This window comes from Stenotrophomonas sp. SBJS02 (assembly GCF_020428325.2).
GTDB classification, from domain to species: domain Bacteria; phylum Pseudomonadota; class Gammaproteobacteria; order Xanthomonadales; family Xanthomonadaceae; genus Stenotrophomonas; species Stenotrophomonas africana.
In genome coordinates, this window is the sequence record NZ_CP109812.1 from 2,876,550 (window position 1) to 2,902,166 (window position 25,617).

The window sequence follows — 25,617 nt, forward strand, 5'->3', positions numbered from 1 at the left end:
GCGTGCGGACCAACGGTCCGCACCCACCGAGCCGGTTCGTTAAGAACCTGTGATGTATAACTGAATGCGCTTTCGTCATTGGAAGGCGCATGTGCCTGCGTGCGGTACTGACGGCTCCTCCCCCGTTCGGCGTTGTCGCTTCCATGTACCGCACCACCCTGAACCTGCTTGCCGGCGCCATTGCGCTGGGCCTCACCGCCGGCGCTGCCGGCGCCGCTGAATCGGCCGATACCGGCAAGGACAGCACCACTCTCGGCACCGTACTGGTGACCGGCTCCAACATCAAGCGCAGCGACACTGCCGGGCCGAATCCGGTGCAGATCGTCAGCCGAGAGCAGATCGAGCAGACCGGCCGCGCCACCCTCACCGACGTGCTGCGCAACCTGTCGGCCAATGCCGGCAACAGCTTCGACGAGCAGTACACCGGCAGCTTTGCCGCGGGCTCGGCTTCGATCGGCCTGCGTGGCCTGTCGCCGAAGAACACGCTGGTGCTGGTCAACGGCTACCGCGTGTCCAACTTCGGCTTCGCGCTCAACACCCAGGACACCTTCGTCGACCTCAATGCGCTGCCGATCAGCGCGGTCGAGCGCATCGAAGTGCTGAAGGATGGTGCCTCGGCGGTGTACGGTTCCGACGCCATCGCCGGCGTCATCAATATCATCCTGCGAAAGAACTTCCAGGGCGTGGAAGTGGGCGGCGGCCTCGGTACCGCCACCCAGGGCGGTCTCGACGAACGCAAGGCCAGCCTGCTGGCCGGCTTCGGTGACCTCGAACAGCAGGGCTGGAACGTGCTGTTCGGGCTGGACCTGCTCAAGCGTGATCGCCTCGACGCCGACCAGCGTGCCTACACCCGCAGCGGCGATTTCCGCGACAAGCCCGGTGGCCGCCTGGCCGGCTGGTCCACTGCCGGTGGCAACTGGCTGTCCAACCCGCGCGCGCCGCAACCGTTCGCCAACTGCCCGGATGGCAGCCAGCTGCGCCCGTACAGCGATTTCGGCAGCACCCTGCCCGGCCAGGCCTGCGCCTTCAACGCGCAGCCGTTCAAGACCCTGCAGCCCGGCGCCGAGCGCCTGCAGGCGTCGTTGAGTGCAACCTACCGCTTCAATGACAACGTCGAGGCGTTCGCCGACGTGCTGTACAGCCACAACAAGGCCGACCAGATCTTCAGCGCGCCGCTGACCGTCGGCCCGGGCCTGCGTGCCTACAACCCGGCCACCGGCACCCTGATCGACGTGCCGGCGGTGCTGCCGGTCGGCCACCCGAACAACCCGGGCAGCACGCCATTGCCGTTCGAGTACACCTTCTTCGACATCGGCCCGCGCCTGAAGGACAACACCCAGGTGTTCTACCGTGCCCTGGCCGGCGTGCGCGGCAGTGGCGAGCGCTGGGACTGGGAAGTGGCGGCGCTGACTTCGCAGAGCGCGCAGCGAGAATACGTCGACAATTTCGTCAACCGCTACGCGTTCGAACAGATCCTGCGCGATGGCAGTTACAACTTCCTCAACCCGTCCGCCACGCCGGGCGCGCTGGATGCACTGCGCCTGCAGACCAAGCGGCCAGGCTGGTACAAGCTGCACTCGTTGAACCTGAAGGCCTCGACCTCGCTGTGGGAGATGCCAGCCGGTACGGTCGGCTTTGCCTGGGGTGCGGAGTTCCGCAAGGAATCACTGGATGCGCGCACCAGCGCGCAGGTGCTGTCGGGCACCGAACTGCGCCCGGCCATCAACGTGGTCAACGGCGAGCGCCAGGTCAGCGCCGCCTATGCGGAACTGAGCGTGCCGCTGCACCGCACGCTGGAGCTGCAGGTGGCCGGTCGTGGCGACCACTATGACGACTTCGGCAAGGCGTTCTCGCCGAAGGTAGCGCTGCGCTGGCAGCCGCTGGACAGCCTGCTGCTGCGTGGTTCGTTCTCGCGTGGCTTCCGTGCACCGTCGCTGCCGGAGATCGCGCCGGGCCAGACCGTCAGCTACGGCTCGGTGATCGATCCGTTGGATCCATTGCAGCCCGGTGGCAGCCGTGGCGTGACCAACATCCGCACCGGCAATCCGGACCTGAAGGCCGAACGCTCGCGCAACTTCAACGTGGGCGCGGTGTGGTCGCCCGATGGCGATACCAGCATCGGCCTGGACTGGTACCGCATCGAGCAGGACAACCTGGTCAAGCCGGACAGCGCGCAGTTCATCGTCGACAACCCGACGCTGTTCCCCGGCCGCGTGCAACGTGATGCACAGGGGCGCATCCAGTTCATCACCAACCAGTATGCCAACCAGGGCGAGCTGACTACCTCGGGCCTGGACCTGGAAGCCAACCGCACCTTCCGCACCGACGGCTGGGGCAACTTCACCGTGGCCGGCAGCTGGACCCATCTGCTCAGCTTCAAGCAGCCGCTGGTGGCCGGTCAGGCACCGTATGAAGGGGCCGGCAACAACCGCCACGGCGCACTGCCGCGCACCCGTGGCACCACGTCGCTGAACTGGGCGGTGGGCGACTGGAGCAGCACGCTGAGCCTGCAGTACGTGAGCGGCTACGACCAGCGCGTGGCCACGGCGACCAGCAACCCCGGCCTGCGTGACCGCATCAAGCCGTATCACCAACTGGACCTGTATGTGGCCTACGAAGGCATTGCCAACACTACGCTGTCGCTGTCGGTGCTGAACCTGACCGACAAGGATCCGCCGTTCGACCCGGCCGGTGGCTCCAACGGTTTCGACATCAGCCAGTACAACCTGCGCGGACAGTTCGTCTCGCTGGGCGCTCGTTACAGGTTCTGATTGCCACTGTAGAGCCGAGCCATGCTCGGCTGCTCTTCCGACACCGAGGAGCCGAGCGCGGGCTCGGCTCTACAGGGGGTGCGGACCAACGGTCCGCACCCACCGCATCACCGGCTCAGGTGCAGGAACTGCAGGTGCCGTTCGTACTGGCTGATGATGTCATTGATGATCTGCTTGCGGCTGTAGCCCACCAGGTCGTAGTCCTGGCTGCCTTCGAACAGATGCACTTCAGCGCGGTAGTAACGCTGGTTGCGCAACTGCTGTGCGGCGAACGACGGGGTCAGGTAGCCGCTCAGGATCACCCTGTACAGGAAGTCCTGCTGCTCGCCGTGATTCACCGTCAGCTCCATGTCGCCGGCCTCGAAGCGCGTGGACACGTCCCAGCCCTGGCCGCGCAGCTGTTCGGCCACCGCCTCCATCGCCGGCTTCACCGTGTCGTCCATGAAGCGGTAGACCTGGTCGCGCACCGGGAAATGCATCGCCTGGCTCAGGCGCTGGCGCCAGCCCTGGTGGTGGCGGTCGTCACCGATCAGCGGCGATGGCCGGTACTGCAGCGCGCGCTTGCGGTGCGATTCGTCACTGAAGGCGCGGGTCAGCCCCCACATCATCAGCAGCAGCACCGCCGAGAACGGCAGCGACGCCAGCACCACCGCCGATTTGAGCGCATCGATGCTGCCGGCCAGCAGCAACCCGGCGGTCAGCACCGCGATCACCGTGCCCCAGAACACGCGAAGCCAACGCGGACCATCATCCTCCGGCGCACCGCCGTGCGAGGACAGCGTGGACAACACCACTGCCCCCGAATCAGCCGAGGTCACGAAGAAGATGAAGCTGACCAGCACCGTCACCGCGATCACCGTGCGGCTCCACGGATAGCCATCGAGCAGTGCATACAGCACCGTCGGTGGATCATCCACTGCCAGCTGTGCCAACTGCTGCTGGCCGTGGTGCAGCACCTGGTCCAGAGCACTGTTGCCGAAGATCGACAGCCAGGCCAGGGTGAAGCCCAGCGGAATCAGCAGCACGCCGAACACGAACTCGCGGATGGTGCGGCCACGCGAGATGCGGGCGATGAACAGGCCGACGAACGGCGCCCAGCCGATCCACCAGGCCCAGTAGAACACCGTCCAGCCGCCCAGCCATTCGGGACGGCCGCCATAGGCGTACACATCGAAACTCTTGCCCACCACGCTACCGAGGTAGTCGCCCAGGTTCTGCATCAGCGTGCTGAGCAGGTACTGGGTGGGCCCCGCGCACAGCATGAACAGCACCAGCGCGATCGCCAGCAGCATGTTGATGTTGGCCATCCAGCGCACGCCCTTTTCCACCCCGGAAACGGCCACCGCCACCGCTGCGCCCATCATGGCGACCACCAGGATGATCTGCACCAGGTTGGAGTGCGGGATGTTGAACAGGTGCGACAGGCCGGCGTTGAGGTGCAGCACGCCGAAGCCCATGTCGGCACCGATGCCGAACACGGTGGCGACAATGCCCAGCGCGTCCACGGTGTAACCGATCGGCCCGTTGATGCGCTTTCCGATCAGCGGATACAGCGCCGAGCGCAGGGCCAGTGGCAGGTTGTGGCGGTAGGCGAAGTAGGCCATCGCCATCGCCGCCAGCGCGAACACGCCCCAACCATGCAGGCCCCAGTGCAGGAACAGCAGCTGCATGGCCTGGCGCGCACCAGCCTCGCCCGCGGCCGCATCGCCCTGCGGCGGTTGCAGGTAGTGGGTCAGCGGCTCGGAAACGCAGAAGAAGAACAGGGTGATGCTGATGCCGGCGGCGAACAGCATGCCGGCCCAGGAGAGGTAACTGAACTCCGGTTCGTCATGGTCGGCACCGAGCTTGATGCCACCGTACTTGGACAGCGCCACGCCGACCACGAACACCAGGTACAGGGTCATGGCCAGCAGGTAGTACCAGCCGACATTCAGTGCGGCCCAGTCCTGCGCCTTCAGCAGCAGGCGGCCTGCGCCCAGCGGGAACAGGCTGACGAACAGCGCGAACGCCACGACAACGATCGCCGCGAAGGCGAACACAGGCCGAAGGGTGCGCACCGGGGATTGTTGCGGCTCCAGTACATCCATGGGGCGGCGTTCTCCGGTAGATCAAAGGGTTAGCCGGCCGATTCTGGCTGAACCGCAGTGGACAGAGCATGAAGTTGCGCCCTGCGGTCACAGGGCCATCCCGCGATTCCGTGTTATCACGCGCGCGCTGCTGCGTGCCTGCGCCTGCCGGCACCGCGCGGGCCACATTGATCGCAGCCGCGCGCGTACTGTCCAATCACGACATCACATGCACCGCGCACAGCTTGTTGCCGTCCGGGTCGCGCAGGTAGGCCAGGAACAGCTGGCGCCCGGCCATGCTGCGGATCCCGGCCGGATCTTCGATGGCGGTGCCACCGTGGGCGACACCGGCGTCCTGCCAGCCACGCACGGCCTCGGCGCTGTCGAGGGTGAAACCAATCGTGCCGCCGTTGGCATGGCATGCGGGCTGACCGTCGATCGGTGCTGTGACGATGAACATGCGGCCATCCTTGAAGTACACCAGCCGGCCCTTGTCATCGAAGACGCCCGGACGTGCGCCCAAGGCGCCGAACAACGCATCGTAGAAGCGATGCGCGACGTCCATGTCGTTCGTTCCAACGGTGATGTGGCTGAACATGCGGGCACTCCTTGTGAGAAGAGCGCAGTGTCGGCGAGCGCTGCAGGCATCGCAAATCCTCCGCCCGTGTCCGCTGCCAACTGCCGAGGAATTTGTCGTGCGCCGCCCGATCACACTATAATGCGAATCATTCTCATTAATGACCGATACCGATGGCCGTGCCCGCCACCTCCAGCACCGCGCTGGCGGGGTTCTACCGCGAACACCATGGCTGGCTGCTGGGCTGGCTGCGCCGCCGCACCCATGACGCCGACTGCGCCGCAGACCTGACCCAGGACACCTTCCTGCGCCTGCTCAGCCGTCGCGTCGACCCGACCGGATTGCGCCTGCCGCGCGCCTATCTCAGCACCATCGCGCACGCCCTGCTGGTCAATCACTGGCAGCGCGCGGACCTGGAACGCGCCTATCTGGCCGCACTGGCCGCACAACCGGAGCCGGTGCATCCCTCGGCAGAGGAGCGCACGCAGGCGCTGCAGCTGCTGCATGCCATCGCCGACATGTTGTCCGGCCTGGCCGAGCGGCCACGGCGTGCCTTCCTGCTGGCGCGGCTGTCCGGCCTGGGCTATGCGGAGATCGGCGTGCAGCTCGGCGTGTCCGAACGCATGGTCAAGAAGTACATGGCGCAGGCCATGCTGCACTGCCTGCGCCTGTCCGGCGACGCGGCGGCATGAGTGTGGCATTGGCCAGCCCGGCGCTGGAACAGGCAGCCGAATGGTTCGCGCTGCGCCAACAGGGCTGGAGCGACGGCGACCAGCGGCGCTGGCACGTCTGGCTGCAGGCCGATGCTGGTCACGCCGATGCCTGGCGACGGGTCGAGGCGGTCTGGCAATCGTTCGCCCCGCTGTCGGCACCGGCGGCAGCAACGGCGCTGGATGCCGCAGGCCGTCGCCGCCGGCAGGCTCTGCGCGGCCTCGGAGGTGCACTTGGCATCGGCGCGGTCTCGCTGCTGGGCCTGCATGGCCTGCAGGCACAACGTGGCCTGCAGACACAACGCACCGCCGCCGGACATACCGGGCACTGGATACTGGCAGACGGCAGCCAGCTGTGGCTCAACGCCGACAGTGAAGTCACGATCGACATCGGCAGCGACCGCCGCGCCCTGCATCTGCTGCGTGGCGAAATGCTGCTGCAGACCGGCCATCACCCCGCCTTCGCCGACATGCCCTTGAGCGTGCATGTGCCGGGCGCACGCCTGCAGCCGATCGGCACCCGCTTCGCGGTCGGTCGCGAGGCGCAGGGCAGCCGCTTGGATGTATTTGAAGGTGCCGTGCGCTGCCTGCCGCTGTTCGGCCCATCGTTGGACGTGCCCGTCGGCGGTGCGGTGCAGATCGGCCCGATGGGTGGACTCTCCCCGGTGGCTGCGGATCCGTTGCGCGGTGACTGGCAGGAGGGACGCCTGCAGGTGCAGGACACACCCATGATACGGATCATCGATGAGCTGGCCCGTCACCATCAGGGCTATCTCGGTTGTGATCCGGCGCTTGCTGCATTGAAAGCCACGGCGGTGCTGCCGCGACTCGACAGCATGCAGGCACTGCAACTGTTGGCCCGCGCCCTGCCGATCCGCATCGAGCAGCGCTGGCCGTGGTGGACCGTCGTGCGTCCGCTTTGAAATCGCGGTTCCCTTTCTGTGCGCTCACCGGGCAATACAAGGGAACCCATTGCGGATGTTGCCGCCCCCATGAAACTGCCCTGCCCCTCCCCTCGCCCCCTGACCATCGCGCTGTGCCTGGCCCTGGCCTCCCCGTGCCTGCTGCCGGCCGCCGCCCATGCACAGGACACTGCGGCCGCCATTCGCTGGCAGATCCCGGCTGGCCCGCTCGACCAGGCCCTGACCGCATTCGGCCAGCAGTCGGGCCTGTCCATCGCTGCCGATGCGCGCCTGACCCGCGGCCGCCACAGCAAAGGCGTGCAGGCCACGCTCGGCACGGACGCCGCATTGGCGCAGATGCTGGCCGGCACCGGCCTGGCCTTCCAGCGTGATGCCAGCGGCGTGGTGCTGCAGGCGGCGCCTGCCGCTGAAGCCGGCGTACGCCAGATCGGCACCCTGCGCGTGGCCGGCCAGGCCAGTGAAGGCGCTTCGCCGTGGGGGCTCGCCGATGCAGATGCGGTCTACCGCGACAGCGGCTCGCGCGTGCATCTGGACCGCCAGCAGCTGGAACGCTTCCGCGGCCAGTCGATCGGCGACGTGCTTGCCAGTGCGGTGGGCGTACACACCGCTGACGTCCGCAACGGCGGTGCGCTGGACGTCAACATCCGTGGCCTGCAGGGCCAGAACCGGGTGCCGGTGATCATCGACGGCGGCCAGCAGGCCATCGATGTTTATCGCGGCTACGCCGGCGTGCAGCAGCGCAGCTACCTCGACCCGGACCTGATCAGCGCGATCAGCATCGAGAAGGGGCCAAGCCTCGCCGCCAACGCCGCCAGCGCGATCGGCGGCGTGGTCTACATGGAAACATTAAACGTCGATGACATCCTCGATGATGGCCAGACCTGGGGCCTGCGCGTGCGCGGCGGCGTGGCCGACAACAGCATCGACCGCACCCGCACCTTCAAGCAGATCGCGCGTGGCAGCGACAACCGCAACAGCCTGCGCGACCCGCGCGACTGGAATGGCAGCGCGGCCTTCGCCCAGCGCGGCGAAGACTGGCAGCTGGTCGTGGCCTATGCGCGGCGCCGCCAAGGCAACTTCTTCGCCGGCAGCAACGGTGCGCATCGCTATGACAACCAGCACCTGTCCAGCGGCGGCACCGGCATGTCCGGCCAGGCGGTGTCCAAGCTCTTCCATCCGGGCGATGAAGTGCTCAACACGCATACCGACAACGAATCGGCGTTGCTGAAATTCACCTGGACACCCAACCCCGACCAGCGCCTGGAGCTTAGCCACCGCTACTTCAATTCGAGTTTCGGCGAGATCATGCCGTCGGCGATCGGACGCGTGGGTGAGTCCAACGAATGGGTGACCTACGTGGACAAGGCCAACACCATGTTCCAGTTCGAACCCGGCAAGATGCGGGTCAACGCTACCTCGCTGCGCCATCGTTACCGCCCCGAGGCGCACCCGTGGCTGGACCTGAGCAGCACGCTGTGGTTCACCACCGCCACCAGCCGCATGTTCAACAGCAACATCGCCAACACGCCGCTGTTCAAGGACGTGCCCAACGACCAGATGCCCGACACGCTGGGTGAGACCTACGGCCCCGGCCTGCAGTCGGACGTGAAGACCCGGCGCTGGGGCGTGGACAGCAGCAACACCACGCGTTTCAGCAATACGCTGGGCGCCTGGACGCTGCGCTATGGCGCGTCCTTGCAGCACGAAGACACCGCACCGAACTCGCCGGTGCTGCCGGTGGACTACAACAACAACCGCTACCTGCGCTCGGGCACGCGCCGCGAGGCCAGCGCGGTGGCATCGTTGCAATGGCAGCCGTGGGACTGGCTGTCGCTGACGGCCGGCGGCCGCTTCATCGACTACCGCACCCGCGACCGCAACCGCGTGGCCTTCGTCAGTGAATCGCGCGACCTGCGCTATACCTTCGCGCGCCTGAGCAAGGGCGGCCAGCTGCTGCCAGGCTGGTACAAGGAGTGGTACCCGGATGCACAGGGCAACTATACGTATGACTCGCTGCGCGCCACGCCCTATGGCGACAGCACGCTGGGCCAGACCTACGACTTCGACGGCTTCATCCGTGACCCGCGCGGTGCCAACGGCTTCTACACCAAGCAGATTCCCACCGCCTGGGGCTACAAGCCGGCGATCCGTCGCTCGGGCCACGGCGTTGCGCCCTATGCAGAAGCGCGCTTCAACGTCGACGCGGACATGTTCTTCTACGTGAAGTATGCGCAGGGCTGGAAGATGCCCAGCCTGTTCGAGTCGACGCTGGGCAACAGCACCTCGGCCCCGGTGGCCGACCTGAAGCCGGAGAAGAACCGTTCCTGGGACATCGGCTTCAGCCTGCTCAAGCAGGACCTGTGGCGTGACGGTGATCGCCTGGCGTTCAAGGTGGCCTGGTTCAAGAACGATATCGACAACGCCATCACCCGTCGCTTCGATTCCAGCAACTGGGCCTTCTACGTCGACAACGTCGACAACTACACGGTGTCCGGTTACGAGCTGCAGTCCGGCTATGACGCCGGCATCGCCTACCTGGACCTGTCGGCCAGCTACTACCAGCGCGCACGCACCTGCGACGCGGCCACCGCCAAGCGCCTGCGCGACGACCCATATGCAAAGTGGAGCAAGCTGGACACCACGCCGGACTGCGTGGACGGCGGCTTTGGCACCTCGTTCGTCAACGCGCAGAACCCGCCGAAGTACTCGATCCACAGCACGCTGGGCTTCCGTCTGTTCGATCGCCGCCTGGATACCGGCATCCGACGCACCTACAACAGCGGCCCCACCCATGAACTCGACAAGCCTTGGAACACCACCGGCTCGACCGGCCTGCAGAACATCTACCTGCCGACCGCCATCTACGACTTCTATGCACGCTGGCAGTTCACCCCGCGCAGCGAAGTGGAACTGGTGGTCAGCAACCTGCGCAACACCTACTACATGGACACGCTGGCGATGAGCCTGATGCCCGGCCCGGGCCGCACCACGCGGCTGAACTTCACCGCACGTTTCTAAGCTCTGCGGATGCGGCAGCGCCCCGGAGAAATCCTCCCCGGGGCGCTTGCCTGCGGCGGCTCACGCTCTGGCAGGTGCCAACCCTGGTTGGCTTAGCGCCGGTAGGTGCCAACCTTGGTTGGCACAGCGACTGAGCACTGGTAGGTGCCAACCTTGGTTGGCACGGCGACTGAGCACTGGTAGGTGCCAACCTTGGTTGGCACGGCGACGCGTTACTTCGCAGTACTCAGCAGCAGCACCGCAACAGTGACCAGACCGATGCCGACCCAGCCGATCGGGCGCAGGCGGTTGCCGAACAGCAGGCGGCCGCAGGTGGCGGTACCGATCACGCCGATCGCTCCCCACATTGCATAGGCGGTGGCCAGATCCATGTAACGCACGGCCTGGCCCAGCAGGGCGAAGGCGATCCAGACCAGGATGATCGCACCGACACCCCAGCGCCAACGACGGAAACCTTCCGACTTGGCGACCATCATGTTGGCGGCGACATCGATCAGTGCCGAACAGATCACGAAAAGCAGGGCCAGGGTATTCATCAGTGCGCCTCCCCGAGAGTGACGCAGACGATGCCGACCACCGCCAGTACCAGGCCGACCAGCTGCTGCAGCGACAGGCTTTCACCAAAGACGGTGAGGCCGACCACGGTCAGCAGGGTCAGGCCCAGGCCTTCCCACACTGCGTAGGCCACGCCCACGGCGATGCGGCCCACCGACTGCGCCAGGAAGAAGTAGGACAGCGCCAGCGCGCCGGCCATGATCAGATAACCGGTCCAGCCGCCATCGCGGGCGGCATGGGCCATGAACGAGGTGCCGACCACTTCGGCGACGATCGCCACGGTCAGGCAGGCCCAGGCGACCAGCGCGCCACGGGCGGGGACAGTACGGGACATGTGAAGCTCCTTGCAGGGCGGGGACCGCGCCGCCTTTTCAATAGATCCACGCGATGCGTGGAGGGTCCGGAGTGCCCCGCAGACAGGGGCGATGGCGACCAGTATCATCGCCTTTTACGGTGGTATCAAAATGGATTCCATCGACAGGAGCGATGGATCAATGCCCTACTCCCCTGAATCCCTGCAGGCCTTCGTGGAAGCCGCCGCGCTGGGCTCGTTTTCGGCCGCGGCACGGCGGTTGCGCAAAACGCAGTCGACGGTCAGCACCGCCATTGCCCACCTGGAGGCCGACCTGGGCGTGAGCCTGTTCGATCGCAGTGGGCGCTACCCGCAGCTGACCGAGGCCGGGCGCCAGGTACTTGGGCACGCGCAGGAGATCCTGGCCGCCGATGCGCGCCTGCAACAGTTGAGCGTGCGCCTGGCCGCACCGGTCGAGTCGCGCCTGACCGTGGTGTTTTCCGATGTCTACCAGCTCGATCCCGGGCAGCGGATCCTGCAGCGCTTCGCCGAGGCGTTCCCGGAGATCGAACTGGAATGGCTGGATGCCGAGGGCGAGGACGTACTGGAGCTGGTCGGCAGTGGTCGCGCCGGACTGGGCCTGCTGCCCAGGCAGGAGCGCTATCCCGATGGGCTGGTCGCCCGACCGCTGGCCCACCACAGCGAACTATCGGTGTACGTGGCTCGCGAACACCCGCTGGCCCGCGCCGGACGTCGCGCCGCCGCACAACTGGCGCGGCATCGGCAGGTGCGGTTGAGTGCGGAAGTCGATCAATCCCGCTTGGTCACCGGCCTGGCCTGGACCGCCACCGACTACCTGATGGTGATGGAGATGGCCGAGGACGGCATCGGCTGGGCCGAACTGCCGCGGGCACTGGTGCAGCGCTATGACCGTGGGCGGCTGGTGGAGCTGGTGCTGCCCGGCTGGCCGCGGCGCATCCACAGCGACCTGCTGTGGCGCCGCGACACGCCGCCGGGACCGGCCGCACTGTGGTGGGCCGACGCGCTTGGATGAACCGAAAAAAGGGGACGGAGGGGATTAAGTTGTTTGTGGCACAAACGACTTAATCCCCTCCGTCCCCTTTTTCATCAACGATGGGCCAACGCGTAATCCAGCGCCGAACACACCGCTGCGACCTGGGCGTCGTTGCACTGCTGCGGGGTGGCGCGCGGGCTGTCCGGGTAGACCTCGGTGGTGGTGGTGTAGGTCGCACCGGTGATGCCGGCACACAGGCCCAGCTTCACCAGCGGGTACTCGATCACGCCATGGGCGACCACCGGCGAACCGATGATCTCGCCCGTGTCGTCGGCCGGGGCGATGTGGGTGACCTTCTCCACCTCGGCAATCACCGCCTGCTGGAAGGCCGGTTGCGGGTTCTCGCTGTCGTCCACCAGATAGAAGCCATCCGGAATCAGGCCCGGCTCGAACGGCTTGCCGTCACGTGCGGCCAGCGCCGGGCGGAACTCGCTCTCGTCGCTGTCGGTGGTTTCGTGCAGGTCGATATGCAGCACGAACTGTCCCTGGTAAGGCGCGATCAGCTCGATGACAGCGGTCGATTCGCGTGCCGGACCATCGGCGCGGAAATTGCGGTTCGGATCGATCGCATCGAAGTTCCAGCGGTTGATGCGCTCGAAACCCCACGGGTTCACGCACGGCGCCACCAGCAGGTTGGCCTTGCCGGCATAGTCGGCGGCGTGCTTCTCAAGGAACTCCAGTGCGCCCATCACGCCGCTGGTTTCGTAGCCGTGCACACCACCGGTGACCAGCGCGGCCGGCAACGCCGGGTTCCAGTCGCGGCTGCGCAGGGCGAACAGGGTGTAGGTCTCGCCGGCGTAGTCGAGCTGCCCGTAGGCCACCTTGTCGAAGCGCGAGGCCAGCGCCTCGATGCGCGGCAGCACCTCCTCGTCGTAGCGACGCAGGCGCTGCTGGCGACCGCGCCACGCCTCCCGTTCCGCCGCTCCCCACGGCTGGCCAGGGGTTCCGACGGGGTAGAAGGCGGCGTTGGACATGGCGGATCTCAGCGAGTCAGGAAGCAATCGCCCACTCTACCACCGGGGCATCCGCATGAACCGGTAGCGCATTCCATTGGCGAATGGAATCAGCAATAATTCTCATTTACGACCTTCCACAACCCGCACCGATGCCCATCCCTGCCCTGCAACCGGCCCGCCTGCCGCTGGCCACCGCCCTTGCCCTGTGCCTGCTCCCGGCCGCTACCGCCTTCGCCCAGGACGGCGCCACCACGCTGGACAGCATCCAGGTTTCCGGCAGCTGGCTCGGCACCGGCCTGCATGACAGCGTGAAGAGCTTCGCCGGCGCACGTACCGTGGTCGACCGCCAGCGCATCGAGGCCAGCGGCGCGGCCAGCATCGGTGATGCCATGCGCCGCATCCCCGGCGTGCAGGTCACCGACAACTCCGGCACCGCCGGCAGTTCGGTGTCGCTGAACATCGGCGTGCGTGGCCTCACCGGCCGCTACTCGCCGCGCTCGACCGTGCTGCTCGATGGCGTGCCGCTGGCCGTGGCGCCGTACGGCCAGCCGCAGCTGTCGTTCGCGCCGACCAGCCTGTCCAACATCGAGTCGATCGACGTGGTGCGCGGCGGCGGCGCGGTGCGCTACGGCCCGCAGAACGTGGGCGGCATCATCAACTTCAGCACCCGCGCCATTCCCACCGAGGCAGGCCTGCACGGCGAAGCGGGCGTGCGCTACACCGCCTACGACCATGGCGGCGGTGACAGCACCCAGTACAACGCCTTCCTCGGCGGTACCGGCGACAACGGGCTGGGCGCCGCCCTGCTCTACTCCGGCCAGGATGGCCGCGGCTGGCGACAGGGCAGCGATGATCGCTTCAACGACCTTGCGCTGAAGTTCGCCTACGCCATCGATGCGCACCAGGAACTGCGCGCCAAACTGTCCTACTACGATGTGCGCTCGCTGACGCCGGGCGGCCTGACCCGCGCCCAGTACGAGGCCGATCCGTTCCAGAACACCCGGCCGACCGATTTCTGGAAGGGCCACCGCACCGGCATCGACCTGGGCTACACCAACACGCTGTCGGCCAACAGCGAGTTCGAGGTGCTGGCCTATTACAACGAGAGCACCCGTGCCAGCTCGCTGATCAATGCCGCCAATACCCAGCTGACCGTGCAGCCGCGCGACTACCGCGTGCTAGGCATCGAGCCGCGCTACACCCAGCGCCTGCACTGGGGCGCCAGCGTGCACGACATCACCGCCGGCTACCGCTTCCTGCGCGAGCGCGGCAACGACCGCAGCTACACCGTCACCCGCCGCACCGGCGTGGCCAGTGCCACCACCCGCTTTGACAACGCCACCGATGCCCATGCGTTCTACATCGACGACCGCATCGCGATCGGCCAATGGCGGATCACTCCGGGCGTGCGCATGGAGTGGATCGATATGGACCGCCGCCAGGCCGGGGGCACGGCGACCTTCAGCAGCCGCAACGACAAGGCCCTGCCCTCGCTCAACGTCGCCTACCTGCTGACGCCGCAGCTGACCGTGTTCGGCAACTACACCACGTCGTTCGGGCCGGTGCAGAACATCCAGCTGAACTCGCAGACCGCCCGCAATCCGCTGAACCCGGAGGTGGCAAAGACCGCCGAACTGGGCGCGCGCTGGCAGGACGGCGCACTGCGCGCGGAAGTGACCGTGTTCAAGATGCGCTTCGACAACCAGATCCTGCAGGTGCCGGGTATCACCCCGCCCACCTTCCAGAACATTGGTGCCACCGACCACAAGGGTGTGGAGAGCGCGCTGGAGTACCGCTTCGCCGAGGACAGCGCACTGGCCGGGCTGGAGCTGTACGCCAACTACACCTGGACCAAGGCGATCCAGCAGTCCGGTGACAACCGCGGCCTGGACGTGCCCTTCCACTCGCGCGACACCGACAGCGTCGGCGCCCGCTACGCCCTGGCCGGCTGGACGTTCAATGTCTCCAGCACCCACCAGAGCGGTCAGTTCTCCGATGCCGCCAACACCTGGGAAGAAACCGCCGATGCGCGCGTGGGCCGCGTGCCGGGCGTGCGCCTGTGGAACGCGCAGGTGGCCTGGCAGGTGCCCGGGCTGGGTGACAGCGAGATCGCGCTGGGCGTGAACAACCTGGCCGACAAGCGCTGGTATACCCGCAACGTCGATGGCAACGCCGGCCGCATGGCAGCCGCGCCGCGCACGTTCTACGTGCAGGGCCGCTACCGCTTCTGAAGCGGTAATCGCCCGATGCAGTGACGGTGGCGATCACGGTGGCGGCGTATCATGCCGCCACCATGTCACCGTCTGCTTTGCCATCGCGCCTGCATCTGGCCTTCCAGGGCCTGCGCCTGAGACTGCGCGGCAGCGACCTCTGGTTCATCGCACTTGCGCTGCTGGTCGGCCTGATCGCCGGCTACCTGACCCTGCTGCAGTCCGGCATCGCACGCTGGCTGCAGGGCACCCTGTACGGGCTGGATGAAGGCATGCGCCTGAGCTCCCTGCCCTCGCTGACCTGGACTGCGTTGCTGGTGCTGCCGCTGGGTGGCCTGCTGGTCGGGCTGGTCAGCCTGGCCGCGACCCGGCTCAAGCGCCCCCTGCTTGATGCGGTGGAAGCCAATGCCCTGCATGGCGGCCGTATGTCGATGCGCGACAACCTTATCGTTCTGACACAGACCCTGCTGTCCAATGGTTGCGGTGCCTCGGTCGGGCTGGAGGCTTCCTATACGCAGATGGGTGCCGGCAGCGGTTCGCAGCTGGGCCGGGTGATGCGCCTGCGCCGCAACGACGTGCGCATCCTGGTCGGCGCCGGCGCCGCCGGTGCCATCGCCGCCGCCTTCGGTGCGCCCCTGGCTGGTGCGTTCTATGCCTTCGAAATCGTCATTGGCGCCTACACCCCGGCCGCACTGGCGCCGGTGGCGGTTGCCGCACTGGCCGGCGCGTTCGTGGCCGACCAGGCCGGCATCGAGGCCTATCTGCTGCCTGCCGCCTCGACCATCGACGTGCGTGCAGCGGACTACGCCATCTACGGCCTGCTCGGCTGCTGCTGCGCGATGGTCGGTATTGTCATCATGCGCTTGATCGCGTCCATCGAAGGCACGGTCAAGCGCAGTCCGCTGCCGCTGTGGGGACGGCCGGTGGTGGGCGGCCTGCTGCTGATTCCGCTGGCCCTGGCCAGCCCGCAGGTGCTGTCGTCCGGACATGGCGCGCTGCACCTGGACCTGACCACGCATCTGCCGCTTATCTGGATCGGCGGCCTGCTGACCCTGAAGTGCCTGGCCTCGGGCATCTCGTTGGGCTTCGGCTTCCGGGGCGGCCTGTTCTTCGCCTCGCTGTTCATGGGCACCCTGGTCGGTGCGTTGTTCGCCGGCCTGCTGGCCATGGCCACCGGCGTGCCGGTGATCGACGCCACCTCGGCCGCACTGGCCGGGATGGCGGCGCTGGCCGCGGCGGTGGTCGGTGCGCCGATGACCATGGCCATGCTGGTGCTGGAAGGTACCCACGACTTCCTGCTGACCAGCGTGGTGATGAGCGCGGTGCTGGTGTCCAGCACGCTGGTGCGGCAGTGGTTTGGTTATTCGTTCTCGACCTGGCGCATGCACCTGCGCGGCGAGACCATCAAGAGTGCCCGCGACGTGGGCTGGGTGCAGAACCTCAACGCCGGTCGGCTGATGCGCAAAGGCGTGGCCACCGCCCCGGCCGATCTCGATGCCGCCGCGTTCCGCCAGCGCTTCCCGCTGGGCTCGGGCAGCCGGGTGATCCTGATCGACAGCGAGGGCCACTACGCCGGCATCGTGCAGATTCCACGCGTCTACGGCGACGGCGTGAAGCCGGAAACCATGATCGGCGAGCTGGCCGGGAACCGGGACGTGTCGCTGTCACCAGCCGCGGACGTGGTCAGCGTGATGCAGCGCTTCGACCAGACCCAGGCCGACGAACTGGCCGTGGTCGCCGCCGACGGCCAGGTACTGGGCGTGGTTTCCGAAGCTTTCGTACGCAAGCGCTACGCCGAGGAACTGGACAAACGCCAGCGCGAACTGATGGGCGAGCGCGTCGACGACACCGACTGACCCCGAAAAAAGGGGACGGAGGGGATTAAGTCGTTTCTGACACTTTTGAAATTCACGCATGGTGTGGATCTCTTGTCACTTCGACGCGATAGACTCCGGCCATGCGTTTCATTGAAACCTTCCAGGCCGGCCCCTTCGCCGACACCGTGGTCAGCCTGCTGGCCGCCTTCGTGCTGGGCACGCTGATCGGCGCCGAGCGCCAGTACCGGCAACGCACGGCCGGCCTGCGCACCAACGTGCTGGTGGCAGTCGGCGCCGCTGCCTTCGTCGACCTGGGCATGCGCATCGCCGGCAGCGCCGAGGCAGTGCGGGTGATCTCCTACGTGGTCTCCGGGGTCGGCTTCCTCGGCGCCGGCGTGATCATGAAGGAAGGCATGAACGTGCGCGGCCTGAACACCGCCGCCACCCTGTGGTGCTCGGCAGCGGTGGGCAGCTGCACCGGCGCGGACATGCTGGCCGAAGGCGTGCTGCTGACCGTACTGATCATCGCCGGCAATACCCTGCTGCGGCCGCTGGTGAATGCAATCAACCGCATCCCGATCAACGAGGCGGCGACCGAAGCCACCTACGAAGTGCGTCTGAGCGTGGATGCCGAAGCGGTGCCGCGGGTGCGCGAGCGGTTGGTCGATGCGCTGGAGGCGGCGCAGTATCCGGTTGGTGATGTGCAGTTGGTCGAGCATGCCGATGCGCCCACCGATGTGATCGCGGTGCTCGTCAGTACCGCCGTGAGTGCCGATGAGCTGGACGTGGTGCTGGCGCGGATGGAGCATGTGCCGGGCGTGCTGCATGCCACCTGGGAAGTCAGTACCCGCGATTGAACGGGCACCAGCAACTCACCTACCCGCCATGCGCTGCTGCGCGCGCAACAGTTTCTGGAATGAACCGCACTGCCGCGCATCCTGCGCTTCCGGGCAGGCCGCCGCGCGTTGCAGGTGCCGGCGCACCCGCTGCAGCTGGGTGATCTGCCGCTGCAGCACATCAGCCTGTGCCAGCAGCGCCTTGCGGTCCAGCGAGATGCATCCATGCTGCGGCGGCAGCGATGCCCCGATCTGCTGCAGTGACAGCCCGGCCGCCTGGCCAAGACCGATCAGCGCCAGCCGTTCCAGCACCTGCTCGTCGTACTGCCGGCGCAGGCCGCGACGGCCCAGGGCCTGCAACAAGCCCAATTGTTCGTAGTAACGCAGGGTCGAGGCCGGCACGCCACTGCGCTTGACCACCTCGCCGATATCCAGTTCACGCACGGGCTTGACCTCAAGTGACCTTCAAGCGCCAACCTATGGGCGACTTCCCCGCAAGGCAAGACCATGACCAGCACACCCCCCGTTGATCAGAACACCCTGTGGAACGGCCCTGGCGGCCAGATCTGGGTCGCGCAGCAGGCCATTCTCGACGGCCTGTTCCAGCCCATGGCCGACCTGCTGGTGGCCGAGCTTCCACAGACCGTCACGCAGCTGCTGGATATCGGCTGCGGTACCGGCGCCAGCCTGCTTGCCGCCGCAGCGGCTCGCCCTGCCGCGCACTGCACCGGCCTGGACATCTCCGCGCCGATGCTGGCGATGGCCCATCAGCGTGCCGAGGCGGCAGGACTGGACGCAGACTTCATCGTCGCCGACGCACAACAGCATCCGCTGCCACCCGCACACTTCGACTGGATCCAATCTCGTTTGGGCGTGATGTTCTTCGAGGATACCGAGGCCGCCTTCGGCAACCTGCACCGCGCCGCGCGGCCCGGTGCCGGCCTGCGTTTCATCGCTTGGCGCAGCGCAGCGGAGAACCCGTTTATGACGACGGCCGAGCGCGCCATTGGCGATGAACTCGATCTTCCCCCGCGTGCGCCAGGAGCACCCGGCCAGTTCGCCTTTGCCGATGGCCAGCACGTGCAGCGCCTGTTGCAGGCCGCTGGCTGGACGCAGGTGGAGACGATTGCGGTGGACCTGCCGTGTTCGATTGCCCGCGATGCGCTGCCGACCTACGTGGGACAGCTGGGCCCACTTGGCTTGGCGCTGCGCAACCTGCCCGAAGAACGGGCCACCTCGCTCCGCAACACGGCGCTGGCGGCATTCAACCCATTCATCGAAGGCGACCGCGTCCGCGTGGATGCCGCCTGCTGGCTGTTGCGCGCCCGCGCCTAGAAAAAAGGGGACGGAGGGGATTAAGTCGTTTCCGGCACAGCCGGGGCAAGAACGACTTAATCCCCTCCGTCCCCTTTTTCCTCTACAGCGCCTCGCCAGCGTCGGCCAGGCGCGATTCGATCAGCGCATACCACTGCTGCAGCACGTCGATCAGCATGTCCAGCTCGGCATCGGTGCGCTGCGCGCGGCCGCTGCGCAGGCAGGCCTGGGCTTCCTGCAGCTGGGCCAGGAACCCGGCCACGGTATCGGCCTGCAGGATCAACCCCGGCAGGCGCCGCCCGGGAATGCGTACCACGGCATGATTACCGAGCTGACCGTACACACTCAGTGTGGTTTCCGTCTTCATGGAAAGAGGCAGGAATTGGGCGTTCATCGCGTGCACCATGGAAAACCTGAGCCGCCGGCAGGCGTGGTCAACGGGGGAGACGTAACCACGTCCTGCCGACGGTCAGGGGGGACTCGGGATACCGGGGCATGGCCCCGGTGCGGGACTCTCAGCGCGGCTGGGCCATTCCGGCGATCTGCACGCGACGGTTCGGCGCCAGGCAGGCGATCAGCTCGCGCCGATTGCGCTGCTCGCACTGCACGACCGGCTCCGCTGCACCACGCCCTTCTGCACTGATGCTGGCCGCAGGCACCCCGCCCTGCACCAGCGCGCTGCGCACGGCCTCGGCACGTCGCTGCGACAGGGTCTGGTTGTAGCTGGCACTGCCGATACGGTCGGTGTACCCGGTCACCCGGATCGACTGCACCTGCGCGGCCTCGCGTACCTGCGCCAGGATGCCCTGCACCGCCTGCTGGCCTTCAGCGCTGAGTACCGCACTGTCGAAGCCGAACAACGCATCGGCGGACAATCGCAGCGGCTGCTCCGGCAACGGTGCCGGTGCCGGTGGCGCCGGTGGCCGTGGCGGTTCGATCACCGCCGCGCACGATTCCGGCTTCCAGTAGCCCCCCTGGGCGACGCCCTTGCTGTCGAAGCGGACCTGGAACTGGCAGGTGAAGTACTCCGCGCCCTGTGCGGTGCGGAAGTTGAACAGGTAGTTCCACTCGCGCACGCCCCACATGCCTTCATTGAAATGCGGCGTACCCAGCAGCGTGTACAGCTGGCGCTTGGTCATGCCCGGCGCGAAGCGGCGCAGGTCGGCGACGTCAGGATAGATGCCTTCCTTCAGCGAAGCCTTGGAGGCCTCCGGGAAGTGCACGGCGGTGGCTTCGGCAGGACCCTCGGCGGCCGGCGCATGGCTGCGGCAGGCGGCCAGCAGTCCCATCCCCAGGACCAGGCCCAGCATGGCGGCCATCTGGCCGCTACGGGCGATGCGATGCAGTTTCATGTCATTCCCCCTATGGACGTTTCCGCGCTGCCGGGCCGCGGTTGCGGCCCGGCGACGGCGATCACCACTGGATACCGGCACCGACGGCCACACCGGCCTCGCCACGGCTGTTGGTCGAACCGCTGAACTTGTAGATCCAGCGGCCACCCTCTGAGACACCGGAGATACCGACCGCCACGCCAGACTCGCCGTTGTAGCTGCCGGCGGCGACCGAGGCCATGCTGCGGCCCGCTTCGCTGGGCTGCGGCAGGGCTGCGGTGGCCATCGCCGAAGCGATACCGGCCGAGGCGCGGTTGTCGGTCTTGCGCAGGTCACGCTCGAAGCCGCCCATGCGCTCGTCGGTGTAGGCCTTGGACCAGTCCAGGGTCTGCGCCATGCCCGACTTCAACTGGTCCACGTTGACTGCGTCGGTACCGGCGGTGCCGGCGGCGACGTTGCGCACCGTGGTCGGACCGCTGCTGGTGCTGCCGAGGGTGACACTGTTGTAGTTGGTGGCACCGTTGGTAGTGGTGTCATAGCGGATCGTACCCTGCTGCGAGGCCTGCAGCTGGCGCACGTTGACCGCGTCGGTGGCCTGCGAGCCGTCGGCCACGTTGACCACCTGGCGTTCGGCACCGGCGGCACCGACCGAGACCGTGTTGGCCCGGTTCGCCACCGAACCCGCACCCAGCGCCACCGAGTTGTCGGCCTGCGCCTGCGAACCATTGCCCAGCGCGGTCGAGTTGGCACCGGCTGCGGTGGAGCCTGCACCACCGGCGGCCGAGTTGGCACCACTGGCGGACGGATCGGCCAGGTTGTTGGTGTTGTTGGCACGGAAGCTGCCGGCCACGTTGGTGATGTTCTGGATCTTCTGGTCGGTGTACTTCTTCGACTCGTCGATGGCGTAGTTCACGCCATTCTTCAGCTGACCAACATTGGTTGCGTCATAGGTGTCGGAGCCATCGGCAACGTGGGTGATCTTGCGCTCGCTGCCGCTGCTGCCGACCGAGACTTCACCTGCCGAGTTGCTGGCGCCGGTCTGGCCATAGGCACCGGTGTAGCCGCTCTGTGCGCCGACACTGGCCACTGAACCGGCACCCAGCGCCACGCTGTTGCCGGCACTGCTGCTGGCACCGTTGCCGACCGCCACACTGTTGGCACCGGCTGCACTTGCCTGCGGGCCGACCGCCACCGCTTCCGCACCAGCCGCGGTGGCTGCGGCCGCCGTCGAGTTCACCGCCAGGTAGGCACTTCCACCGCCACCGTTGGTGATGCGCTGGTTGAGGACCTTCAGCGAGCCGTCCACCGCAGTGAAGGCGGCGGTGACGTTGTTGTAGTCGCCGCTGGTGAAGGTGCCATCGGTGGCGATGCTGGAGATGCTGAACTTCGGCGCGGTCCACACGTTGGTGGTGCCGTTGTAGGCGGTGGTGCCACCGAAGTAGTTGGCGATGGTGCTGTTCGTGTTGAACAGCTGGTCGCCGGTGATGGCATCGCTGCTGCCGGCCAGGATGCTGCCGGCGGCCACGTTGGTGATCTTCACCGCGCCGGTGCCGGTACCCGTCAGCGTCACTCTGTTGAGCACGTTGCCGCTGCCATCGACGTCGTACTTCACGGCCAGCTTGTCGATCTCGCCGGTCTGGTCAGCGACGTTGGCCAGCGAGTTGCTGACGGCATCGAAAGCGGTACCGACGTCGTTGTAGCTGCCCTTGCTGACGGTGCCGTTGGCGGCAACGTTGTTGATCGAGTAGGTCGGTGCGGTCAGTACGCCACTGGCGTTGACTGCTGCGCCACCGCCGAGATGGGTGGCCACTGCCTGGTTGGCCGCGAACAGCTGGGCACCATTGATGGCCTCGCTGCTGGTGGCACTCACCTGGCCCGGGCCCAGGTTGCGCAGCGTGGTGGCGGTGCCGCTCTGGCCCAGCGTGGCACTGGCGTAGTTGACGCTGCCATCGCCGTTGAGGTCATAGCGCAGTGCACCCTGTTCCGATGCCTGCAGCTGGCCGACGTTGACCGCATCGGTGGCGGCCGTACCCGCGGCCATGTTGGTGACCTGACGCTCGGCACCGGCGGCACCGATGGACACGCTGTTGGCACGATCGGCCAGGCTGCCGGCACCAACCGCAATGCTGTTGGCAGCGGTGGCACGGGCATTGGTGCCGACTGCAATCGAGTCGGTGCCAGTGGCCAGCGCCTCGGTACCGGTCGAGTTCACCCGCAGGTACTTGGTGCCACCGTTACGGATGTCGGTGATCTGCGTGTTGAGGTTGACCAGCGAGCCGTCGACCGCGGCGAAGGCATCGGTAGCGTTGTCATACAGGCCCTTGGCGATGGCGCCGCCGGTGGAGATGGTGCTGATCTCGAACAGCGGCGCGGTGAAGGCACCACTGGCCGGATCAAACGCGGCGCGGCCACCGAAGAAGCTGGCGATGGCGGCGTTGGTCGCAGCCAGCTGGCCACCGTTGACCGCTTCCAGGCTGCCTGCGGTGACCGCGCCGCCGGCCAGGTTGCCGATGGTGGTGGTGCCGGTGCCGGCGCCGAGCGTGACGCGACGATAGTTCGGATTACCTGCACCATCCAGGTCGTAGGTCACCGCTGCAGCCGCCACATCGTTGATGAGGCTGATCGCGCCCTTCAGCTGGACCACGTTGACTGCATCGGTATTGGCACTACCGGCAGCAACATTGGTGATCTGGCGCTCGCCACCACCTGCGGTGCCCACCGACACTTCACCGGCGGAGACCTGCGGTGCAGTCAGGCCGTAAGCACTGTAGCTGGCCTGCGCGCCGCGCAGTGCGGCCGAGCGGTAGCCCAGTGCGACCGAGTTGGCCTGGTTGGAGGTGGCTTCAGCACCGAGCAGGGTCTGGCCGTTTGCGGTACCGACGGCACTGTCGCCGACGATCACCGAATGGCCCATGCGCGCGGCATAGTCGGCGGTCGGTACACCGGTCGGGTTGCTCGGGTCGTTGACCCCATCACCCGGGAAGGCGACGTTGGCATCGACCTTCGGCAGTTCATGCCGTGCATTGGCACCGATCACCACTTCCTTCGAACCGTTGGCGAAGCGCCGTCCCCCATCAGCACCTGGTAGTCCTGCGCGGCATTGACCGCCCAGCACGAGATGTCTGCAAGGGCGATATCGAGGCACTTGGCGGCCCACGCCGGCGAGTCCTTCGGCAGCAACAGGCCCAGCAGGCCACCCGGATTGCCGTTGTTGATGTTGTAGATGTAGCTGTCGGAGGTGACGCCACCGATCAGGGTCAGGTGCGAGCTGCCACCGGTAGCGGCACCGCCCAGCCCGTTGAGGGTGCTGCCGACTGGCGACAGGTTGACCACCGGCAGGCCCAGCACATTGACCGTCGAGTAGGTCTGCATCACGTTGGCGTTGCTGAGCTTGAGGTTACCGTTGCTCAGGTAGCCGTTGCCACCGAACAGGCTGGTGGTGGTCGGGCCGATCAGCTGCCCGACATTGCCGACCAGGCCGCCAGTGCCGATGATCAACCCCGCATTCGGATCGGCCGGAGCCGGCGCCTTCGGGCTGGTCGGCGGAATCGCCGAGGGCTTGGTCAGGCCGAGGCCGCTCAGTGTGCCACCGACCAGGCCACCCACGGCGCTGCCCAGATTGCCGATGGTACCGTTGAGGTTGCCGTTGAGCAGGTTGCCCACGGCGCCGCCGACGCTGCCGAGCGTGTTGCCCAACAGGCCACCCAGGCCGCCCGTGCTGCCTCCGGTAGCGCCATTGAGTACACCGCCGACGGTGTTGCCCACCGCACCCACTGTATTGTTGAGCGTGCCGCCGACAGCACTACCAACCGAACCGACCGTGCCGTCCAGCGCACCACCCACGGTACCGCCAACTGCACCCACCGTGCCGACCGCACCGTTGAGCGCGCCGCCGACTGTGCTGCCGACCGAGCCGACCGTGCCGTTGAGCGCACCGCCTACGGCTCCACCAACCGTACCCACGGCGCCATTGAGCGTGCTGCCCACTGCGCCACCTACCGTTCCAACCGTGCCGTGCAAGGCGCCGCCGACCGCACCAACCGTGTTGCCTACGGTGCCATCAAGCACGCCACCCACGGCGCCACCTGCCGCGCCGACAACGCCGCCCACCAGGCCACCGACGCCCAGCGCGCTGTTCTGCGCTGCCGCGGTCGCTTGGCCGGCCAGCTTCAGATTGCGGTCGGCCACGACTTCCTGGCCATCCGGCGCCTGCACGCGCACTTTGCCGGCAACACCGGTATCGAAGGCTGCGGTGATCGCACGATCGTGGGTCTCGCCCGGCAGCTCCTCCTTGGCCGGCAGCGTGACCGCTGCCGTCGCCTTGACCTGTCCCTGACCGTCGATCTGGTGGCCCGCCAGCTTGAGCTGCGAATCCACCTTGCCGTCAACCGACGCCTTGAGGCCAGGCAGCGAGCCAGCGGACGCGCCGGCAACAGCGACAGCCGCCTTGGCACCGGTATCGATCGAGGCCACCTGGGTACCGGCGACGCCAACCCTGGCCTTCGCCTGCGCATCCGCAGCCACACCAAGCGGCCCGTGCGCAGACGGTGCAACGTTGGCCGCCAGCGATGCATCAATCTTCGCCACATTGGACGCTGCATGACCCAGCCCGACATTGGCCCGGACATCGGCCGCCAGCGCCGGAACGGCGACCTGCTTCGGCGCGGTGTTCGCATCCAGCTTCACCTGCACCGTCGCCGGCAGCACGTCGCGCACCACAGGCAGCGCGTTCGTACTCAGTTGCAGGCCGACACGCGCATCAGCGCTGATTGCCGTTGTGCTCTGCGCCTGACGCGAGGCGGCCGCCAATGCCACTTCAGCATCAACCTTGACCGGCATCGGCTGCGCGTACTTGGCCGCGAGCGCCTGCAGGTCACGCAGGGACTGATTGGATTCGGACGCTCCTGCATGCCCGCTGGCCAGCGCACACAGCAGGGCCAGGGCCAAGGCGGTGGGCATCAGCAGGGCACTGCGCGGATCACGGGCAGCGCTGCCGCCGCTGTCGCCGGTGGCCAGTTCCGAGGCCACAACCAGAGCATTGAGCTGGCGGTTCCATACACGCCGGTAGATGCGGTTCATGAGCATTTCCCCCGTAGGCGAACAACTTGAATGTCAGTGGACTTGCCGTTAGGCAGGTGACTGACATTTCAGCGTTTGCAACGGCGG

General features: G+C 67.0%; 17 protein-coding genes and 1 pseudogene. 9 read left to right on the forward strand and 9 right to left on the reverse strand.

The window, feature by feature from the left end:
- Window positions 1-143: 143 nt before the first annotated feature.
- Window positions 144-2,771, forward strand: coding sequence for a TonB-dependent receptor (locus FQS62_RS13370; RefSeq protein ID WP_208043959.1), 2,628 nt, complete (start codon window positions 144-146; stop codon window positions 2,769-2,771).
- A gap of 107 nt (window positions 2,772-2,878) precedes the next feature.
- On the opposite strand, the gene betT is transcribed toward FQS62_RS13370, so the two are convergent.
- Window positions 2,879-4,858: a choline BCCT transporter BetT gene (betT, locus tag FQS62_RS13375; protein ID WP_208043175.1), complete on the reverse strand. Its 1,980-nt coding sequence runs from the start codon at window positions 4,856-4,858 to the stop codon at window positions 2,879-2,881.
- Window positions 4,859-5,054: 196 nt separating this feature from the next.
- Window positions 5,055-5,435 (reverse strand): VOC family protein, encoded by a 381-nt coding sequence (locus FQS62_RS13380; protein ID WP_099589194.1) that lies wholly within the window; start codon window positions 5,433-5,435, stop codon window positions 5,055-5,057.
- 152 nt (window positions 5,436-5,587) lie between these two features.
- Between FQS62_RS13380 and FQS62_RS13385 the strand changes: the two genes are divergently transcribed.
- The 3 genes from FQS62_RS13385 to FQS62_RS13395 all read left to right on the forward strand — a co-directional run bounded on the left by FQS62_RS13385 (window position 5,588) and on the right by FQS62_RS13395 (window position 10,065).
- On the forward strand, window positions 5,588-6,106 hold the full coding sequence (locus FQS62_RS13385) for a sigma-70 family RNA polymerase sigma factor (RefSeq protein ID WP_107379750.1): 519 nt from the start codon (window positions 5,588-5,590) through the stop codon (window positions 6,104-6,106).
- A complete protein-coding gene (locus FQS62_RS13390) occupies window positions 6,103-7,047 on the forward strand; it encodes a FecR family protein (RefSeq protein WP_208043176.1) in 945 nt (314 codons plus the stop codon). The genes FQS62_RS13385 and FQS62_RS13390 overlap by 4 nt, the downstream gene beginning before the upstream one ends.
- 69 nt (window positions 7,048-7,116) lie before the next feature.
- A complete protein-coding gene (locus tag FQS62_RS13395; RefSeq protein ID WP_208043177.1) occupies window positions 7,117-10,065 on the forward strand; it encodes a TonB-dependent receptor in 2,949 nt (982 codons plus the stop codon).
- Between the two features lie 212 nt (window positions 10,066-10,277).
- Here FQS62_RS13395 and FQS62_RS13400 read toward each other — a convergent pair whose 3' ends face one another.
- Together FQS62_RS13400 and FQS62_RS13405 are read right to left on the reverse strand one after the other, a co-directional pair.
- A complete protein-coding gene (locus FQS62_RS13400) occupies window positions 10,278-10,601 on the reverse strand; it encodes a DMT family transporter (RefSeq protein WP_164158213.1) in 324 nt (107 codons plus the stop codon).
- Window positions 10,601-10,954 carry an SMR family transporter gene (locus FQS62_RS13405; protein ID WP_208043178.1) on the reverse strand — a complete coding sequence of 118 codons (354 nt, stop codon included), beginning with the start codon at window positions 10,952-10,954 and terminating at the stop codon, window positions 10,601-10,603. Before FQS62_RS13405 ends, FQS62_RS13400 begins: the two co-directional genes overlap by 1 nt.
- Window positions 10,955-11,114: 160 nt before the next feature.
- On the opposite strand from FQS62_RS13405, the gene FQS62_RS13410 reads away from it, so the two are divergent.
- A complete protein-coding gene (locus FQS62_RS13410; protein ID WP_208043179.1) occupies window positions 11,115-11,966 on the forward strand; it encodes a LysR family transcriptional regulator in 852 nt (283 codons plus the stop codon).
- Between the two features lie 74 nt (window positions 11,967-12,040).
- On the opposite strand, the gene FQS62_RS13415 is transcribed toward FQS62_RS13410, so the two are convergent.
- Complete coding sequence (locus FQS62_RS13415) at window positions 12,041-12,961, reverse strand: M14 family metallopeptidase (RefSeq protein ID WP_208043180.1); 921 nt, start codon at window positions 12,959-12,961, stop codon at window positions 12,041-12,043.
- Window positions 12,962-13,092: 131 nt separating this feature from the next.
- Here FQS62_RS13415 and FQS62_RS13420 point away from each other — a divergent pair, with 131 nt between their 5' ends.
- The 3 genes from FQS62_RS13420 to FQS62_RS13430 all read left to right on the forward strand — a co-directional run bounded on the left by FQS62_RS13420 (window position 13,093) and on the right by FQS62_RS13430 (window position 17,827).
- Complete coding sequence (locus FQS62_RS13420; protein ID WP_208043181.1) at window positions 13,093-15,174, forward strand: TonB-dependent receptor family protein; 2,082 nt, start codon at window positions 13,093-13,095, stop codon at window positions 15,172-15,174.
- A gap of 62 nt (window positions 15,175-15,236) precedes the next feature.
- Window positions 15,237-17,009, forward strand: coding sequence for a chloride channel protein (locus tag FQS62_RS13425; protein ID WP_049448151.1), 1,773 nt, complete (start codon window positions 15,237-15,239; stop codon window positions 17,007-17,009).
- 101 nt (window positions 17,010-17,110) lie between these two features.
- On the forward strand, window positions 17,111-17,827 hold the full coding sequence (locus FQS62_RS13430; RefSeq protein WP_010485159.1) for an MgtC/SapB family protein: 717 nt from the start codon (window positions 17,111-17,113) through the stop codon (window positions 17,825-17,827).
- A 15-nt stretch (window positions 17,828-17,842) separates the two neighbouring features.
- On the opposite strand, the gene FQS62_RS13435 is transcribed toward FQS62_RS13430, so the two are convergent.
- A complete protein-coding gene (locus tag FQS62_RS13435) occupies window positions 17,843-18,250 on the reverse strand; it encodes a MerR family transcriptional regulator (protein WP_088480824.1) in 408 nt (135 codons plus the stop codon).
- 63 nt (window positions 18,251-18,313) lie between these two features.
- Between FQS62_RS13435 and FQS62_RS13440 the strand changes: the two genes are divergently transcribed.
- Window positions 18,314-19,141, forward strand: coding sequence for a class I SAM-dependent methyltransferase (locus tag FQS62_RS13440; protein ID WP_208043182.1), 828 nt, complete (start codon window positions 18,314-18,316; stop codon window positions 19,139-19,141).
- 82 nt (window positions 19,142-19,223) lie between these two features.
- Here the strand turns inward: FQS62_RS13440 and FQS62_RS13445 are convergent, their stop codons facing one another.
- The 3 genes and pseudogenes from FQS62_RS13445 to FQS62_RS13455 form a co-directional block, all read right to left on the reverse strand.
- Window positions 19,224-19,514, reverse strand: a complete 291-nt coding sequence (locus tag FQS62_RS13445) for a DUF6959 family protein (protein ID WP_019659952.1) — start codon at window positions 19,512-19,514, stop codon at window positions 19,224-19,226.
- Between the two features lie 121 nt (window positions 19,515-19,635).
- Complete coding sequence (locus tag FQS62_RS13450) at window positions 19,636-20,472, reverse strand: OmpA family protein (RefSeq protein WP_049448114.1); 837 nt, start codon at window positions 20,470-20,472, stop codon at window positions 19,636-19,638.
- 61 nt (window positions 20,473-20,533) lie between these two features.
- A pseudogene (locus FQS62_RS13455) lies at window positions 20,534-25,530 on the reverse strand (YadA-like family protein).
- Window positions 25,531-25,617 lie beyond the last annotated feature (87 nt).

What these genes read in the sequence shown, in the direction of transcription:
- FQS62_RS13390 (WP_208043176.1), top strand. Translation starts at nt 6,103, where the DNA reads ATGAGTGTGGCATTGGCCAGCCCGGCGCTGGAACAGGCAGCCGAATGG.
- betT (WP_208043175.1), bottom strand. Translation starts at nt 4,858, where the DNA reads ATGGATGTACTGGAGCCGCAACAATCCCCGGTGCGCACCCTTCGGCCT.
- FQS62_RS13370 (WP_208043959.1), top strand. Translation starts at nt 144, where the DNA reads ATGTACCGCACCACCCTGAACCTGCTTGCCGGCGCCATTGCGCTGGGC.
- FQS62_RS13380 (WP_099589194.1), bottom strand. Translation starts at nt 5,435, where the DNA reads ATGTTCAGCCACATCACCGTTGGAACGAACGACATGGACGTCGCGCAT.
- FQS62_RS13425 (WP_049448151.1), top strand. Translation starts at nt 15,237, where the DNA reads ATGTCACCGTCTGCTTTGCCATCGCGCCTGCATCTGGCCTTCCAGGGC.
- FQS62_RS13440 (WP_208043182.1), top strand. Translation starts at nt 18,314, where the DNA reads ATGACCAGCACACCCCCCGTTGATCAGAACACCCTGTGGAACGGCCCT.
- FQS62_RS13385 (WP_107379750.1), top strand. Translation starts at nt 5,588, where the DNA reads ATGGCCGTGCCCGCCACCTCCAGCACCGCGCTGGCGGGGTTCTACCGC.
- FQS62_RS13410 (WP_208043179.1), top strand. Translation starts at nt 11,115, where the DNA reads ATGCCCTACTCCCCTGAATCCCTGCAGGCCTTCGTGGAAGCCGCCGCG.
- FQS62_RS13400 (WP_164158213.1), bottom strand. Translation starts at nt 10,601, where the DNA reads ATGAATACCCTGGCCCTGCTTTTCGTGATCTGTTCGGCACTGATCGAT.
- FQS62_RS13415 (WP_208043180.1), bottom strand. Translation starts at nt 12,961, where the DNA reads ATGTCCAACGCCGCCTTCTACCCCGTCGGAACCCCTGGCCAGCCGTGG.
- FQS62_RS13450 (WP_049448114.1), bottom strand. Translation starts at nt 20,472, where the DNA reads ATGAAACTGCATCGCATCGCCCGTAGCGGCCAGATGGCCGCCATGCTG.
- FQS62_RS13405 (WP_208043178.1), bottom strand. Translation starts at nt 10,954, where the DNA reads ATGTCCCGTACTGTCCCCGCCCGTGGCGCGCTGGTCGCCTGGGCCTGC.
- FQS62_RS13420 (WP_208043181.1), top strand. Translation starts at nt 13,093, where the DNA reads ATGCCCATCCCTGCCCTGCAACCGGCCCGCCTGCCGCTGGCCACCGCC.
- FQS62_RS13395 (WP_208043177.1), top strand. Translation starts at nt 7,117, where the DNA reads ATGAAACTGCCCTGCCCCTCCCCTCGCCCCCTGACCATCGCGCTGTGC.
- FQS62_RS13445 (WP_019659952.1), bottom strand. Translation starts at nt 19,514, where the DNA reads ATGAACGCCCAATTCCTGCCTCTTTCCATGAAGACGGAAACCACACTG.
- FQS62_RS13430 (WP_010485159.1), top strand. Translation starts at nt 17,111, where the DNA reads ATGCGTTTCATTGAAACCTTCCAGGCCGGCCCCTTCGCCGACACCGTG.